We start from the raw sequence: 15,598 nt of genomic DNA on the forward strand, positions 1-15,598 counted from the left end.
AGCAGCCCCAACAACCCCACCCTATACTTCGAGAACCCCCCCAGCCTCTACCAGGGAGGCGGTCGCGTGAGTTCTCGAGTCCTCCTGTTGCTCTGCCTTCTGCTGGCCCTCGGCGGTTGTGCGAGCAAGCGCCCCCCTGCCCCGCCGCCGCCCACAATACTCACCCCCGCGGCCTGGCAACGCATCGACCAGGAACTGATCGATGCCTCGGTCGGTGCCGCCGGCTCGGCCAACGACTATGCCCGGCGCTCCATGCGGGTGTGGAAGGAGCAGGTGCAACAACGCACCGAGCGCGACTTCATCCCCTGGTTCACGGGTTACTGGACCCAGCAGTGGCTGACCCTCAAGGTGGCCTGGTACAAGCTCGACAGTGGCGAGGGTCGGGAACCGGCAGAAAAACGCCTGGCCCTGTACCTGCAGGAGCAGTATCGCGCGCGGGTGATCGAGCCGGTGGCCGAGCAGATCAACCCCGAGGGCATCCGCGACCGCGCCTGCGAACTGTACCTGCAACTGCTCGGCCAGCAACTGCCGGCGATCATCAGCCGGTACAACGCGCCGCCCGAGCAGTTCAGCCAGCGCCTCAACCGTATCCCCGCCATCGCCCTGGGGCCACCGGATGCGCGCAATGCCAGCCTGTATCAGCTGCTGCGGGCCAAGTCACTGGACCAGCAGCCGGCCTGGCAAGCCATGCGCCAGCACTTGCATCAGCAGGCCAGCAAAGGCCCTGGCCGGACCGATGTCGGGCTCAACTCGGTGGCCACCCAGGCCAGCGAAAAGCTTGGCGCCACCCTGGCCCCACGCGGTATCGCCAGTGCCGTGGCATCGGCAGTGGGCAAGGTGGCAGGGGCGATGATTTCGATTGCTGCAGCCGGTTACGGGGTGATGACCCATGACCGTGACCACCCGCAGATGGTCGAACAACTGCGGGTGATCCTGAACGTGGCGTTGAACCAGGAATGGCAGGAGTTGATGGAGAACCGCCAGAGCGGGGCCATGGCGGGGGTTTATTACCTGTCGGGGCAGGTTGAGGACAGCTTGCTGGCCAGTGCGCCGCGGCCGGTGGAGCAGCAGGTCGAGCAGCAGCATGCGCCTTTGATCATTCGCCTGCCACCTTAGTGGCGGCCTGTGCCGGCGTTTTCGCCGCGCAAGGCCGTATCAAGCGGTGGCCATGGCAGAACGTGGCAGGCCAAACACACGATCAAACGACCAGTTGTAGGCAAAGGTGTAGCACGGCACCAGGATGATGAAGGCCATATCCACCAGCAGCGCCTCCAGCAATGTCATGTCCAGCCACCAGGCAATCAGCGGAATCAGGTACACCACCAGGGTCAACTGGAAGCCGATGGCATGCACCACCCGCCGCGCCACGCTGCGTCCCCGCTTGGCCTGACGGCTCTCCCAGTACTCGAACAGGGTGTTGTAGATCAGGTTCCAGAGCATGGCGATGGTGGTGATCATCACCGCCAGCGGCCCGGTATGCGACGCCTGCGTATCTGACAGGTAGGCCAGCCCGAGGGTCGACATGCACAGCCCGATCAGTTCATAGAAAGTCACGTAGACCAACTTGCGTTTCAATCCCTGCACCCGGGGTTACCTCCAAAGACAAAAAGCGATGGGGGCGATCATGCTTCAACGCACTTGACAGCAAAAGTCAGCAGCTGTCAGATCAACTGACAGGAGGCTGCCATGAACTTTTCCAGCGACAACATCCAGCTGTTTCTGGCCGTGCTCGACCACGGTTCGTTTTCTGCCGCAGCGCGCGCCCTCAAGCGGGTGCCTTCAGCCGTGAGCATGGCCATTGGCAACCTTGAAGCAGAACTTGGCTACAGCCTGTTCGAACGTGGCCCGCGTGAAGTTCGCCCAACCGCACAGGCCTTGGCCCTGGAGCCACACGCCAGGCTGATTGCCGAACAACTGGGGCTGCTGCAGGTTCATGCCCTGGAGCTGTCCCAAGGGCTGGAGAGCAGCCTGACCCTGGCAGTGGTACCCGACATCGATCACCGCCCGCTGCTGGCGGCCATCGCCAACCTAGGTAAGCGCCACCCGTTGCTGGACATTGCCCTGCTCAGCGCCCCGCAGGAAGAAGCCCTGCACTTGCTGGACAGCGGCCGTGCCGACCTCTGCGTAGCCTTTGCCGGCCTGCAGGTCGATGCCCGCCGCGGCTTCCAGCACATCGGCATGGAGACTCTGGTAGCCACCCTGTCGCCGGCCCACCCGGCCTTGCGTGAGGGGCGTATCCACGACCTCGAGGATCTGACCCAGGTGCGTCAGATTCTGGTGCGCAGCCGCGACCTGCCACTGGCGGACCCTCGCCCACTGATCGGTGCAACACACTGGTCCACCGACAGTTTCGATCTGGCTTTGCAAATGGTTGAAGCTGGCTTGGGCTGGGGCGATCTGCCGTTGTCGCGGGTCGCCCCGCTGCTGGCCAGCGGGCGTCTGGTACGCCTGGCATTCCGCAATACACGCAACGAGTTGCAACTGCCCGTGCATATCCTGTGGCGCAAACAACAGCCGCTGCAGCAGGCTGCACGCCTGCTGATCGAGCAGCTGGCTGACCCGTGACTGCCGTCCGTCGAAACGTCTGTAAGAATTTTCTCTAAGCACTTCAATCTTTTACCCCTCAAGCCGATATCTCGGTCGATAGGCCCCGCATCGCGTCATGAGCGCGCTGCGCCCTCCCCTCATTGGCTCAAGGTCTCGAAACATGAACCTGAAATTTCGCCACAAGATCCTGCTCAGCGCCTGCGGCGTCGTGGTATTGGCATTTGCCCTGTTCACGCTCTACAACGACTACCTGCAACGCAATACCATCCGCCAGAATATCGAAGCCTCGGTGCAGCAGTCCGGTGCACTGACCGCCAGCAGTGTGCAGAACTGGATGAGCGGGCGCATTCTGGTGCTGGAGAACCTGGCCCAGGACATCGGCCAGCAAGGCGCCGGCGACACCTTGGCAGGGCTGATCGAGCAGCCGTCCTACACGCGTAATTTCCTGTTCACCTACCTGGGCCAGGCCAACGGCGAATTTACCCAGCGCCCGGATGCCCAGATGCCCGCCGGTTACGACCCGCGCCAGCGCCCTTGGTATGGCGCCGCCGCCAACGCCGGGCAGACCGTGCTGACCGCCCCGTACCAGGGGGCAGTCGGTGGCCTGATGGTGACCATCGCCACGCCGGTGAAGAGCAAGCGCAATGGCGAACTGATCGGTGTGGTCGGCGGTGACGTTACCCTCGACACCCTCGTCGAGATCATCAACTCGGTCGACTTCGGCGGCATCGGTCACGCCTTCCTGGCCGACGCCAATGGCCAGGTGATCGTCAGCCCCAATAAAGACCAGGTGATGAAGAACCTCAAGGACATCTACCCAGGCAGCAACCTGCGGGTTGCCGCCGGCATGCAGGATGTCACCCTCAACGGCCAGGATCGCATCATCTCGTTCGCCCCGGTGGCCGGCCTGCCTTCGGCGCAGTGGTACATCGGGCTGTCGATCGACAGGGACAAGGCCTATGCCGCGCTCAGCCAGTTCCGCACCTCGGCGATCATTGCCATGCTGATTGCCGTGGCCGCCATCGCCGGCCTGCTCGGCCTGCTGATTCCGGTGCTGATGAGCCCGCTGACCACCATGGGCCGCGCCATGCGCGACATCGCCGAGGGTGAAGGTGACCTTACCCGCCGCCTGGCCGTGCAGAACAAGGACGAGTTCGGCGAACTGGCTACCTCGTTCAACCGCTTTGTCGAGCGTATCCATGCCTCGATCAGCGAAGTGTCCTCGGCCACCCGCCTGGTGCATGACCTTTCGGAGAAAGTGGTCAGCGCGTCCAATGCGTCGATCATCGGGTCTGAAGAACAGAGCATGCGCACCAACAGCGTCGCTGCGGCCATCAACGAACTGGGCGCCGCCACCCAGGAAATCGCCCGCAACGCCGCGGATGCTTCACAACATGCCAGCGGTGCCAGCGAACAGGCGCACGGTGGCCGTGAAGTGGTTGAAGAAGCCATCAGCGCCATGACTGCCCTGTCGCAACGGATCAGCGAGTCGTGCGCGCAGATCGAAACGCTCAACGCCAGCACCGACGAAATCGGCAAGATCCTCGACGTGATCAAGGGCATTTCTCAGCAGACCAACCTGCTGGCACTGAACGCCGCCATCGAAGCGGCCCGTGCCGGTGAAGCCGGCCGTGGCTTTGCCGTGGTGGCCGACGAGGTGCGCAACCTGGCGCACCGTACCCAGGAGTCGGCGGAAGAAATCCACCGCATGATCACCAGCCTGCAGGTGGGCTCGCGCGAAGCGGTGCACACCATGAACACCAGCCAGGTTTCCAGCGAGCAGACCGTGCAGGTGGCCAACCAGGCCGGCGAACGCCTGGCCAGCGTGACCCAGCGCATTGGCGAAATCGATGGCATGAACCAGTCGGTGGCGACAGCGACCGAAGAACAGACCGCCGTGGTCGAGAGCCTCAACCTGGACATCACCCAGATCAACGCCCTGAACCAGCAGGGGGTGGAGAACCTCAACGAGACACTGCGTCATTGCGACCAGCTGGCCCAGCAGGCTGGGCGTTTGAAGCAGTTGGTGGGCAGCTTCCGGATTTAAACGCCGGGTTCAGGCGGCAACGGCCTATGCCTGTTGTCGCCTGTACCAGCCCCTTATGCAGCCACCGCCTTCGCAGCCCTGCCCCGCCGTAGCCAGGCCAGCAATACCGCCGTCATCAGCACAAAGCCCAGGTAACCGAAGAACGGGTACACCTCACCCACCAGGCTGATGAACCCCACCAGGCTACAGCCGAGCGCCACCACCCCGGTCACCACCGAGCCCCAGCGGAACTTCGTCGTGCCCGCCGGCAACAGCCGCGAGAGGAAGGAAAACAGCGTGCCCACCGCGGTGTTGACGATCATGCCGAAGATGATCAGGCACATCACCAGCCCCAGCAGTGGTGACACTTCGTTGGCAATCGACAGCATCGGCATCGGCTGGTCGGCCACACTGTCCAGGCGCGACAGCAGCCCGGCACTCATCACCAGCATCAGGCCGCCTAGCGCCGCGCCACCGAGCAGGCCTCCCCACACCGCGGCTTTCTCACCCTTGGCCGAACCGCCCAGAATAGCCAGGATCGGCGCACCCGCGACGATGTTATACGACACATACAAGAACGCCCCCAGCAGCCAATGGCGGGTGCCGGCCTGTTGCTGGCTGGCCACCTGATCGAGCGCAGCAAAGCTCTGCTCGCGGGTGATCACGGCATACAGCGCTATCGCCGAAGCCACCAGGATCAGCAAGGGTGTGATGGCACCAATTGCAAGCATCATCTTGCGCACGTCCAGGCACACGATACCGACCACCACCAGCGTCACCAGCACGCTGCCGGTCAGGGCCGGGATGCCGAACTGCTGCTCCAGCAATGCACCACCGCCGGCCAGCATGACCACGGTGACGGCGAACATGAAAAAGGTGATCAACCAGTCGACGAACATGCCCAGGTGACGGCCGCAGATGGCCAGGATCACATCCTTGTGCGAGGTGGCCTGCTGGCGATTGCCCAGCCCCGCCAACGCCATGCCGAGGAAGGTGAACAAGGCGGCGCTGACCAACGCGCCAGCCAACCCCCACACGCCGAAATCGACAAAGAACAACAACAGTTCCCGCCCTGAAGCGAACCCCGCCCCCACGATCACGCCGACAAATGCGCCGGCGATCTTCAGCTGCTCTTGCATGTGAACCTCTGGATTTATTGTTGTTTTGTCATCGCCGTCGCATACCGGTCGTAGGGGCGGCTTTGCAGCCCATCGCGACACAAGGCCGCCTCTACACGGGCTCTTTGCCCGGTCAGGCGTCGCCGACGAACGCCTGCACTTCGATCTCCACATCCACGCCCAGGGCCAACGCCGAAGCCACGGTGGAACGCACCGGTAGCGCCGCGCCGAAGAACGCCTTGTACACCTCGTTGAAGCCGGCGAAATGGCGCATGTCCGACAGCCAGACCGTGACCTTCACCACCTGGTCGAAACGCGCGCCACAGGCCGCCAGGCTTTCGGCGATACGCTCGCAGGCAGCACGGGTCTGGGTCTGGATATCACCGCGCACCACTTCGCCGCCGGCGCTCATCGGCACCTGCCCGGAGAGGAACAGAAAGCCACCGGCCTTTACCGCGCGGGAAAACGGGAACGGCAAGCTGCTGGGGAAACGCTGAATGTCATTGCTCATGGGATGCTCCTTTCAGGGTTGCTGGAAACGGGCCGGGGACAGGCGCTCGGGCGCCACGCCCTGGCTGACAAGGCTGGCACACAACGGCTGGCCCAGTAGCAGGTCGGCGGCCAGGCGCGAGGCGCCCGCTGCCGACTGGATGCCATAGCCCCCCTGGGCCGCCAGCCAGAAAAACGCGGGGGCATGCGCATCGAAACCGATCACCAGGTCGCCGTCGGCAACGAACGAACGCAACCCGGCCCAGGTGTGGCTCGGGCGGCGGATCGCCAGGGTGGTCATGGCTTCAATGTTGTAAATACCCAAGGCCACGTCGAACTCCTCGGGCGCGGCATCCTGTGGCTCAACCGGGTCGGCATTGGCTGGCGACCCCAACAGTTGGCCGGCATCAGGCTTGAAGTAGAAGCTTTCATCGACGCCAATCACCGCAGGCCAGCGAGTAAAGTCCTGCTCTGCCGGACCTGGGAAGGTGAAGGCGCTACGACGGCACGGTTGCAAACCGATGCCCGCCACCCCGCACCGCTCGGCCACACGGTCCGCCCAGGCACCTGCAGCATTGACCAGACATCGGGCCTGCAGGCGGCTGCCATCAGCCAACTCCACCTGCCACACGTCGTCCAGGTACCAGGCCTGGATCAGCTCGGCGTTGCAGCGCAGTTCACCGCCGGCAGTGCGATAACCACGCAAGAAGCCTTGGTGCAAGGCATGTACGTCAAGGTCCATCGCACCAGGCTCAAGCACGGCGCCGGCCAGGGTTTCGCCACGCAGGCTGGGTATCAGTGCCAAGGCCGCGTCCCGGTCCAACAGGCTGACTTCTGTGCCATTGGCCAGGTTCTGCGCGTAAGTTTGCTCAAGCAGTTCCCGCTGCTCCAGGCTGGCCACATACAGACAGCCTCGCGGCTCCAGCAGCGGGTGCTCGCAGAAGCCCTGCGGTGGCGCTTCGTAGAAGGCCCGGCTGGCGCGGGTCAGTGCCTGGATCTGTGGGGTGCCGTAAGCCTCCATGAACATGGCCGCCGAACGCCCGGTGGAATGGTAGCCAGGCTGCGATTCACTCTCGAGCAACAGCACACGCTGCCGGCCGGCCAGGCGATAGCCCAGCGAGGCGCCGGCGATGCCAGCACCGATGATCAGGGTGTCGTAGGTCGGGGTCATGCACGCTCCTGCCAGACAATTATCATTTATGAGAATTCTAATATATGAGAATTTAGAAATGCGCAAGGGTCCAAGGTAAGATGCCCGACCACCGCCGCATGCCGAGATCCCTGAATGCCCGCAGCTCTACCCCAGCTTGACCGTGCCGTCGTCGGCCAGCGCCTGCGCCAGGTGCGCAAGGCGCGCCAGATGACCCTCAAGCAACTGTCCGAAGCCAGTGGCGTGCCGCTGTCCACGTTGTCGAAGATGGAACTGGCACAGGTGTCGGTCAGCTATGAAAAACTGGCCGCTGCTGCGCGGGCTCTGAATGTCGATATTGCCCAGCTGTTCCGCGCCAGCGGCACGGTCAGCGCCCCGGTGCCGGTGACCGTGGTGGTCGACTCACTGCCCGCAGCGGCGGGTTATTCGACCGGCACCTACGACTATTATCCGATTGCCGGGGATTTCCCCGCACGACGCATGACACCGGCCTATGCCCGCATCATTGCCCGGGAACGCGGCCAGTTCGACGATTTTATCCGCCACCCCGGGCAAGAGTTCGCGCTGGTGCTGAGCGGGCGCGTGCGCATCGAGTTCGAGACCGGAGAAGCGGTCAGCATCGGGCCGCAGGAGACTGCGTATTTCGACAGCCAGGTGGGGCACATCTACCTGTCGGAAAGCGATGACGGTGGTGATGCCCATGTCATGGTAGTGATGACCGATCGTTGATCCGCTGCGCCTGCCAAAGCAAGCCTGGTTATAACCTAATAACGAACAAGTCTATTTGGCTATAAAAAAATCTATATGCTGACTGGCATCCGATAACGGGCAAAGTTGGGCAGTCGAGTAGCGTATGGATGTAGGTTCTTTCGGTTTCACCATTGCTGGCCTGGTCGTGGGCTTCATCGTCGGTATGACCGGCGTCGGTGGCGGCTCGCTGATGACCCCGATCCTTTTGTGGTTTGGCATCCACCCGGCGACCGCTGTCGGCACCGACCTGCTGTATGCAGCGATCACCAAGGCCAGTGGCGTCTGGGTGCATGCGCGCAACAAGAACATCGACTGGAAGATCACCGGCCTGCTCAGCCTGGGCAGCGTGCCCGCAGCGGCGCTGACCCTGTGGTTCCTCAGCACCCTGCACACCGATACCTCGGCGCTCAACGCCATCATCAAGCAAGGCCTGGCGGTGGTGCTGATCCTGACCGCCCTGGCCATCCTGTTCAAATCGCGCCTGCAGGCCTTCGCCAGCCGCCATGCCGGTGATCACTACCACCTCAGCGACCGCAGCCTGAACATCCTCACAGTGCTGACCGGCGTGGTGCTTGGAATAATGGTCACCCTCACCTCCATCGGTGCTGGCGCCCTAGGTACGGTGGCGCTGTTCCTGCTGTACCCGTTCCTGGTCACCCGTCGCCTGGTCGGTACCGAAATTGCCCACGCCGTGCCACTGACCTTGGTAGCGGGCCTGGGCCACGCGGGCATGGGCAACATGGATTGGTCGCTGCTGGGCTACCTGCTGCTGGGCTCGCTGCCAGGCATCTACCTGGGTAGCCACCTCACCGGGCGGATCTCCGACCGCGTGCTGCGCCCTTGCCTGGCAGCCATGCTGCTGATGATCGGTTACAAGCTGGCGTTCTGAGCCTTAGCCCAGGCGCAACCGCCACTGCCCGGTAAAGCTCAGTTGCAGACGTGACAGCGGCAGCACGTCGATTCGCTGCCCGGCACTCATCGGGCACCCAAGCACCTGTACCAGCATGGCGCGTATGACCATCGGGTGGGTCACCGCCAGCCAGTCACCCGGCTTGTCGAAGGCCGCCAGCCAGGCGGCCAGGCGCTGGCATAGCGCAGCGAACGACTCACCACCATGCACGGCACTGGCCGGATCCTGCAGCCATTCGGCCAACGCCTGCGGTTGCTCGGCTTGTAGCTGCTTCAACGACACACCTTGCCAGCGCCCAAGGTCGCAATCGGCCAAACCTGGCTCGATCTGTACTGCCCCCGTTAACCACGCTGCCGTCTCGCAAGCCCGCCGCTCTGGCGCACTCAGCAGTTGCACGCCTGAACGGTCGGCGTCTGACTGACGGGCTAGCGGCAGGATGCCGTCATCCGTATGGTGCAGGCGCCCGTTCTTCTGGGCCTTGGTCAGGGCATGGCAGATCAGGGTCAGGCGGATGGCTTTCACCAGGCATTTCTCGCAGCGGGCTGGGGTGCATGGTTTAGCACGCTGCGAGACGTTTGGCTGCAACAATGTCGTCGGCCATGCGCGACCCGATTGAACCGCGATTGGGCCGCAGGGCGGCCCTTGGGATCAGAAGTTGATATTCAGCGCAGCAAACACCGCCCTGCCCGGCTGGTTATACGTGTTTGCCCCCGAGCTGCTGGCGTTACCGCCGCGCAGGATCTGCTTGTCGAAGACGTTGTTCACGCCTACCCGCACGTCGTAGTTGGCATTGAACTTGTACCCGGCACTCACGTCCACCAGGCCATAGGCCTCGACGTCCTGCTGGGCGGTCTTGTCGTAGTCCTGCTGGGTGCGGTAGTCGTAGGTCGGCGATTTCTGCTTGCCGAAGTATGTACCCGCCAGCTGGAATGACAGTTGCTCGGTGGCGCGCCAGTCGAGGCTGGTGTTGACGGTGTATTCCGGGATCACCGACAGCGGCTCGCCCGTTTCGCGATTATCGTTATCGAGCATCCAGGTCAGGTTGGTGTTCCAGTCCAGGGTCGGGGCCAACTCGATGAAGAAGTTGCCTTCGACACCTTCCACCCGCGCCTTGCCAGCGTTGTCCCACTGCGTCACGCGGCTGCCGGTACCTATGGTGTAAAGCACATCGGTATCACCGATGATCTTGTTCTTGTAGTCGTTGCGGAAGTAGGTGGCACTGGTGCGCCAGGTACCACGGTCGTACAGCAGGCCGATTTCCTTGTTGACGCTGATCTCGGGCTTGAGGTCGGCGTTGCCCTGCAGGTAACAGCCACCATTGTTGGTCTGTTGCACGCTGCAGCCATTACCGCGGCTGTACAGCAGGTAGTTGGGGTTGGACTGGTACAGGTTCGGAACCTTGTAGGCACGGGCGATGCCGCCTTTTACCGACAGCGCTTCGGTGAGCTTGTGCGACAGGTTCAGGCTGGGGCTGAAGTTGTCACCGAAGGTTTCGTGGTGGTCGAAACGCAGGCCCGGCGTAAGGGTGGTGTCGCCAACGATGATGTTGTCTTCGACAAACAGCGCATAGCTGCGTGCGGTCATCTTCGAGCTGCTGCGATCGAAGCCGACAAGGCCGTCATTGTTGGTGGGGTCGGAGCTTTGCGGGCGCAACGAACCTTGGTCGTTTAGGGTTTCGTACAGGTACTCGCCGCCCAAGGTAAGCACATGTTCTGTGCTGCCCATGGCGAACGGCAGGTTCACCTCACTGCTCAGGCGTGTGTTGCGCAAACGTGACATGGCCCCACCTTCGTTGCTTGGGGCACCTTCGGTGCGGCCAGCCAAGCCCTCGTTAAGCCGCCAGTTGCGTACGTATTCGTAGGCCAGCGTGGTCTTGCTGGTACCCCAGGTGAAATCACCGAGGTGGGTCAGGTCATAAGTACTGCGCTGCATCACGTTGGTTTCGTGGCCGTAGAGGCTGGAGACGAAGTCGACATCTCCGCCGCCGTTGCTGTTCATGGTGTCGCCGGCAAAAATGTTGCCCTGACGGCTGTAGCCGGCACTGGCTTCGAGGCGGTGCTCGTCGTTCAGTTTCCAGCTCAGCAGGCCGTTGATGTCCTTGTTGCGAACGCCTTCCCGCCCCGCTACCAGGGCGCTGGTGGCATGCCCGGCGTTGATGTCCAGATCGTCGGCGTCAGTCTTGGCCAGGCCGCCGTACAGGCGGAAACCCAGGTTATCGGTCAGGCCGCCACCGAGGTTGAAGTTGGCTCGGCGGCTGGCGCCCTCTGCGCTGTCTTCCGGCAGCTGCGTGTACAGGCTGACGCTGCCTTTCAGCTCGTCGGAAGGGCGCTTGGTGATGATGTTGACCACCCCGCCCATGGCGCCGGAGCCATAGCGTGCGGCGGCCGGGCCACGCAAGATCTCGATGCGCTCGACCGCTTCGGCCGGCACCCAGTTGGTTTCACCCCGAGTATCACGGTCACCGTTCCAGCCATAGCGTACGGCGTTGCGCGCGCTGGATGGCTTGCCGTCGATGAGGATCAAGGTGTTTTCCGGGCCCATGCCGCGCAGGTCGATCTGCCGGTTGTTTCCGCGTGCCCCACTGGCACTGTTGCCGGTCAGGTTAACCCCAGGCTCGCGGCGGATGATGTCGGACAGGTCATTGGCTGGCGGGTGGCGCTTGATGTCTTCGGCCGTGATGATCGACGTGCCCAGGGCCTGTCGCGCCTCGCGCTCGGCAGTGATCAGGGTGTCCTGGATCACCAGAGCGTTGTCGGCGACGGGCACTTCCAGTACCTCACCCGCACGCCGCTCCTCGGACTCTGCTGCGGTCGCCAGCATGGACGGCGATGCCAGCGCAACGAACGCCAGGGCCAGGCTGTTGGGTGAAGTTCTGCACTGCATGGGTACATCTCCTGCGATTCATGAGCGAAAAGGCACATCCCTGTCGGAAACCGGGAGCCCTCGCCCACCGGCCCCACACTCAGTTTGGCGGCCAACAGGGGTGGTAAATATAGAGAATCGTAAATGCGAGTAAATCTTATTTACGAAGTTTACATGTTTGTAACTGAACTTTGCTGAACCGTGATCTTTGGCACAGCGAAGCTTGTGAGCCACGCCGGACTGCCCCCTAAATTTGATAAGCCTTCGCGGTCGCGTGTAGGAGCGGGTTTACCCGCGAAACGGGCGAAGACACTCTCTGACGGAATAACCACCCCTGCATTTATGGAAAGTTTCGTCATCTCCACAGGCTGTTGCTGCTATCCACCTATCCAGTTTGCATCCTGTGTGCAGGCATCTACAGTTTCGACGTACAACGCTGCGGAGAGACCAGATGCGTGGCGATGACAACAGCTGCGCGAACACTGCCAAAAGCCCGCCGAAGATGCCCCGCAGTATCTGGGCGCTGGGCTTCGTGTCGATGTTGATGGACATTTCCTCGGAGATGATCCACGCCCTACTGCCCCTGTACATGGTCAGTGTGCTCGGCGCTTCGGTGATAGCGGTGGGGCTTATCGAAGGAATCGCCGAGTCGACCGCATCGTTCACCAAGGTGTTCTCTGGTGCTCTCAGCGACCGACTGGGTAAACGCAAGCTGCTGACAGTCCTCGGCTACGGCCTCAGTGCGCTGATGAAGCCGGTATTTCCCATGGCTCCCGGACTTGAGTGGCTGACTGCGGCACGCTTCGTCGACCGCGTCGGCAAAGGTATTCGGGGGGCACCACGCGATGCGCTGGTGGCCGATGTTACGCCGGTCGAGCTGCGCGGCGCGGCGTTCGGCCTGCGTCAGGCGCTCGATACCATAGGCGCTATCCTCGGGCCATTGCTGGCGATCGTATTGATGTGGTTGACAGCGAGCCATTTCCAGACCGTGTTCTGGGTAGCTATTATCCCGGCGTTCGTGGCGGTGTATATCCTAATTGCCTTCGTTCACGAACCTGCGGCCCCAGCGATGGGGCGTCCGGTGCGCTCACCGTTGGCACTGCACGAGCTGCGGCGCCTCGGGCCGGTCTATTGGCGCCTGATCGGTCTGGCCACGTTGTTCACCCTCGCCCGTTTCAGCGAGGCGTTCTTGCTGCTGCGGGCTCAGAACATAGGCCTGACACCGCTATGGGCGCCGGCGGTACTGGTATTGATGGCGATGGCCTACTCACTGTCGGCCTACCCTGCCGGCGTGTTGTCGGACCGAGTGGGGCGCCGTGGCGTGCTGATGGCCGGGCTAGGCCTGCTGATCACTGCCGACCTGCTGCTGGCCCTGTTGCCAGGATGGGTCGGGCTTGCCTTTGGGGTAACGGCCTGGGGCCTGCACCTGGGCTTCAGCCAGGGCATTTTCTCTGCCATGATCGCCGACAGCGCCCCCGCCAACTTGCGCGGTACCGCCTTCGGCCTGTTCAACCTGCTGACCGGTGCGGCGCTGCTGATAGCCAGCGTGGTAGCCGGATTGCTGTGGGAGCGTGCAGGGTTCCAGGCCACCTTCCTGGTGGGTGCGGGTTTTGCCGTCACCACCCTTGCAGGACTGACGCTGCTGCGCTGAACCTGGCTAGCCTGGCGGTTCACGGCTGCGGCGTACGCAGGTTGAACAGTTCCATCGAGATGCTGGATGGCGATCTCCCCCTCAAGCCGAACTAGGCCAGCGCAGCCTCCTGCTCCAGCAACGACCAACCGCCATGTCCATCCACCTCAAGCCGGTGAGTATGGAACGCTGCCAGTGTGCTGCGGTGGCCGACACTGACCAGCAATGCACTCGGCATCTCCGAACGCAACAACGCATACAGGGCATGCTCGAGCCCTTCATCCATCGCCGAGGTGGACTCGTCGAGGAACACCACCTGTGGCCTGTTGAACAGTACCCGGGCAAACGCCAGGCGCTGCTGCTCGCCCACCGAGAGGATGTGTGACCAGTCACAGCTTACGTCCAGACGCTCGGCGAGGTGGGCCAGGTTGACCTGGCGCAATGCCTGCTGCATGAGCAGTTCATCCTTGGGGTTGCTGGCTGCCGGGTAGGCAATGACGGTACGCAAGTCACCCAGCGGCAGGTACGGCCGTTGCGACAGGAACAGTGCCTGATGGCCCGTTGGCCGCCTGACCTTGCCTTCGGCATACGGCCAAAGGCCCGCCAGGGCACGCAGCAGCGTGGTTTTACCACTGCCCGATGGCCCTTTGATCAACAACGCCTGGCCGGCATGCAGGCTCAGGTCCAGGTCGGCGATAAGGGCATGTCCGTCCGGGCGCAGCACCTGCAATCCCGCGATCTGCAGCGCATGCGCCTGGTCTTCGGTGGTGACGCGCGGCAACGCACTTGCCTGCTGGTTGGCATCGAGAAAGCCGGTGAGACGGTCAAGGGTCGCGCGGTACTGCGCGAACGCATCGTACGACTCACGGAAGAACGACAGAGAATCCTGCACCTGCCCAAAGGCCTGGGAAGTTTGCATAACGTCGCCCAGCTTGATCGCCCCACTGAAGAAGCGCGGCGCCTGAAGAATGAACGGAAACACAACAGCAACCTGACTGACACCCAAGTTGAAGCCACTGAACTTCAGGTTCCGGTACACCAATGCCCAGACATTCACGATCAAGGCAGCAAAACGGCCGAGCAACGTGCCCCGCTCGACTTGCGCACCTTGGTAGAAGGCAATGTTCTCGGCGTTCTCACGCAGGCGCATCAACGCGTAACGGAAGTTGGCGGTGAGTTTCTCGTTGAGGAAGTTAAGCCGGATCAGTGGGCGCCCGAGGCGGAAGGCGACCCAGGTGGCGACGATGACATACAGGTAAACGGCAAATACCATCGCCCGAGGGATCTCCACGCCGGCCACCGTCAACGGTGCTGACAGCCCCCAGAGGATGCCGGTGAACGCCACCAGTGAAACCAGCGCACTGACTGCGCCCAAGGCAAGGCTGACTGAGTTGGTGACGAAAGCGTTAACGTCGAGTTCGATACGCTGGTCAGGGTTGTCCACTGGCTCGGCAAGGAACTGGCCACGGTAATAGGCATCGCCCTGCATCCAGTCGTGGGTCAGGCGCTCGGTCAGCCAGACCCGCCACTTGATACTGAATGCCTGGCTGACATAGAAGGTGAACAGCGAGCGCAGCACATGGATGGTGGCCAGTACCGCGAAGACGCCGAGCAGGTACCAGAACGCCGCCTGGTCAAGGCCCTGCAAGGCGCTGTAGAAGCCGTTGTACCAAAACGAAAACAGCACGTTCAGGCGAACCGAAAACAGCGTCAGGACCAGCAGCAGGGCAAACACCAGCAACGGCCGCCAACTGCGCCTGAAACTGAAATAGGGCCCGGCAAGCTGCCAGAACTGGCTGCCCCAGCGTGTAAAACGCACGGCCAGAGTTGCGGCTGCAGTGAAGCTGACAAGGGTGATGAACGAGGCGATTGCCAGCCAGCTTAGGCTCTCTTGCAGGGCCTGATGCCAGTTCATTTCCATGGTAAGTATCCGTGCTGAGTATTTCCGCGAGCGTAGCATTACGCTGTCATTCGTCAGGTATAAATGACGCACATTTCATGATTTGTAGGAGCGGGTTTACCCGCGAATGGGCCGCGCCTGCGGGCCAATTTCCACCCGCCGTTCACCGTTGCCGCCGCCACCGTATTCGCGGGTAAACCCGCTCCTACACAGATT

The 15,598-nt window shown here is 62.5% G+C and carries 13 protein-coding genes; 6 read left to right on the forward strand and 7 right to left on the reverse strand.

The features are described 5' to 3' along the window. Positions 1 to 66 precede the first annotated feature (66 nt). Entirely contained in the window at positions 67 to 1,116 is a 1,050-nt protein-coding gene (locus N5D53_RS24410) for a hypothetical protein (RefSeq protein ID WP_190869091.1), read from the forward strand. 39 nt (positions 1,117 to 1,155) lie between these two features. Here the strand turns inward: N5D53_RS24410 and N5D53_RS24415 are convergent, their stop codons facing one another. Next, entirely contained in the window at positions 1,156 to 1,584 is a 429-nt protein-coding gene (locus tag N5D53_RS24415) for a PACE efflux transporter (protein WP_190869090.1), read from the reverse strand. A gap of 102 nt (positions 1,585 to 1,686) precedes the next feature. On the opposite strand from N5D53_RS24415, the gene N5D53_RS24420 reads away from it, so the two are divergent. Together N5D53_RS24420 and mcpA are read left to right on the forward strand one after the other, a co-directional pair. After that, a complete protein-coding gene (locus N5D53_RS24420) occupies positions 1,687 to 2,565 on the forward strand; it encodes a LysR family transcriptional regulator (RefSeq protein WP_190869089.1) in 879 nt (292 codons plus the stop codon). 142 nt (positions 2,566 to 2,707) lie between these two features. Then, a complete protein-coding gene (gene mcpA, locus N5D53_RS24425) occupies positions 2,708 to 4,594 on the forward strand; it encodes a methyl-accepting chemotaxis protein McpA (protein WP_104962154.1) in 1,887 nt (628 codons plus the stop codon). A 53-nt stretch (positions 4,595 to 4,647) separates the two neighbouring features. Here mcpA and N5D53_RS24430 read toward each other — a convergent pair whose 3' ends face one another. The 3 genes from N5D53_RS24430 to N5D53_RS24440 form a co-directional block, all read right to left on the reverse strand. Further along, positions 4,648 to 5,712 carry a hypothetical protein gene (locus N5D53_RS24430; protein ID WP_104962155.1) on the reverse strand — a complete coding sequence of 355 codons (1,065 nt, stop codon included), beginning with the start codon at positions 5,710 to 5,712 and terminating at the stop codon, positions 4,648 to 4,650. 112 nt (positions 5,713 to 5,824) lie between these two features. After that, the gene (locus N5D53_RS24435; protein ID WP_010953223.1) at positions 5,825 to 6,202 is read right to left on the reverse strand and encodes a RidA family protein; all 378 of its coding nucleotides are present in this window, start codon (positions 6,200 to 6,202) and stop codon (positions 5,825 to 5,827) included. 12 nt (positions 6,203 to 6,214) lie between these two features. Further along, positions 6,215 to 7,351, reverse strand: coding sequence for an FAD-dependent oxidoreductase (locus N5D53_RS24440; RefSeq protein ID WP_190869088.1), 1,137 nt, complete (start codon positions 7,349 to 7,351; stop codon positions 6,215 to 6,217). 114 nt (positions 7,352 to 7,465) lie between these two features. Between N5D53_RS24440 and N5D53_RS24445 the strand changes: the two genes are divergently transcribed. Together N5D53_RS24445 and N5D53_RS24450 are read left to right on the forward strand one after the other, a co-directional pair. Then, on the forward strand, positions 7,466 to 8,059 hold the full coding sequence (locus N5D53_RS24445; protein ID WP_010953221.1) for an XRE family transcriptional regulator: 594 nt from the start codon (positions 7,466 to 7,468) through the stop codon (positions 8,057 to 8,059). 124 nt (positions 8,060 to 8,183) lie between these two features. Beyond that, on the forward strand, positions 8,184 to 8,969 hold the full coding sequence (locus tag N5D53_RS24450) for a sulfite exporter TauE/SafE family protein (protein ID WP_104962157.1): 786 nt from the start codon (positions 8,184 to 8,186) through the stop codon (positions 8,967 to 8,969). A gap of 3 nt (positions 8,970 to 8,972) precedes the next feature. Here N5D53_RS24450 and N5D53_RS24455 read toward each other — a convergent pair whose 3' ends face one another. Together N5D53_RS24455 and N5D53_RS24460 are read right to left on the reverse strand one after the other, a co-directional pair. Beyond that, the gene (locus tag N5D53_RS24455) at positions 8,973 to 9,512 is read right to left on the reverse strand and encodes a histidine phosphatase family protein (RefSeq protein WP_190869087.1); all 540 of its coding nucleotides are present in this window, start codon (positions 9,510 to 9,512) and stop codon (positions 8,973 to 8,975) included. A gap of 126 nt (positions 9,513 to 9,638) precedes the next feature. Then, positions 9,639 to 11,873, reverse strand: coding sequence for a TonB-dependent siderophore receptor (locus N5D53_RS24460; protein WP_104962159.1), 2,235 nt, complete (start codon positions 11,871 to 11,873; stop codon positions 9,639 to 9,641). Between the two features lie 430 nt (positions 11,874 to 12,303). On the opposite strand from N5D53_RS24460, the gene N5D53_RS24465 reads away from it, so the two are divergent. Continuing rightward, positions 12,304 to 13,503 carry an MFS transporter gene (locus N5D53_RS24465; RefSeq protein ID WP_020193425.1) on the forward strand — a complete coding sequence of 400 codons (1,200 nt, stop codon included), beginning with the start codon at positions 12,304 to 12,306 and terminating at the stop codon, positions 13,501 to 13,503. Between the two features lie 91 nt (positions 13,504 to 13,594). Here N5D53_RS24465 and N5D53_RS24470 read toward each other — a convergent pair whose 3' ends face one another. Further along, positions 13,595 to 15,403, reverse strand: coding sequence for an ABC transporter ATP-binding protein/permease (locus N5D53_RS24470; RefSeq protein WP_064491543.1), 1,809 nt, complete (start codon positions 15,401 to 15,403; stop codon positions 13,595 to 13,597). Positions 15,404 to 15,598 lie beyond the last annotated feature (195 nt).

This window comes from Pseudomonas sp. GD03862 (genome assembly GCF_029840855.1).
Lineage (GTDB): Bacteria > Pseudomonadota > Gammaproteobacteria > Pseudomonadales > Pseudomonadaceae > Aquipseudomonas > Aquipseudomonas alloputida.

Coding starts and splice junctions, on each gene's coding strand:
- N5D53_RS24445 (WP_010953221.1), top strand. CDS start 7,466: ATGCCCGCAGCTCTACCCCAGCTTGACCGTGCCGTCGTCGGCCAGCGC.
- N5D53_RS24450 (WP_104962157.1), top strand. CDS start 8,184: ATGGATGTAGGTTCTTTCGGTTTCACCATTGCTGGCCTGGTCGTGGGC.
- N5D53_RS24420 (WP_190869089.1), top strand. CDS start 1,687: ATGAACTTTTCCAGCGACAACATCCAGCTGTTTCTGGCCGTGCTCGAC.
- N5D53_RS24465 (WP_020193425.1), top strand. CDS start 12,304: ATGCGTGGCGATGACAACAGCTGCGCGAACACTGCCAAAAGCCCGCCG.
- N5D53_RS24470 (WP_064491543.1), bottom strand. CDS start 15,403: ATGGAAATGAACTGGCATCAGGCCCTGCAAGAGAGCCTAAGCTGGCTG.
- mcpA (WP_104962154.1), top strand. CDS start 2,708: ATGAACCTGAAATTTCGCCACAAGATCCTGCTCAGCGCCTGCGGCGTC.
- N5D53_RS24435 (WP_010953223.1), bottom strand. CDS start 6,202: ATGAGCAATGACATTCAGCGTTTCCCCAGCAGCTTGCCGTTCCCGTTT.
- N5D53_RS24460 (WP_104962159.1), bottom strand. CDS start 11,873: ATGCAGTGCAGAACTTCACCCAACAGCCTGGCCCTGGCGTTCGTTGCG.
- N5D53_RS24440 (WP_190869088.1), bottom strand. CDS start 7,351: ATGACCCCGACCTACGACACCCTGATCATCGGTGCTGGCATCGCCGGC.
- N5D53_RS24430 (WP_104962155.1), bottom strand. CDS start 5,712: ATGCAAGAGCAGCTGAAGATCGCCGGCGCATTTGTCGGCGTGATCGTG.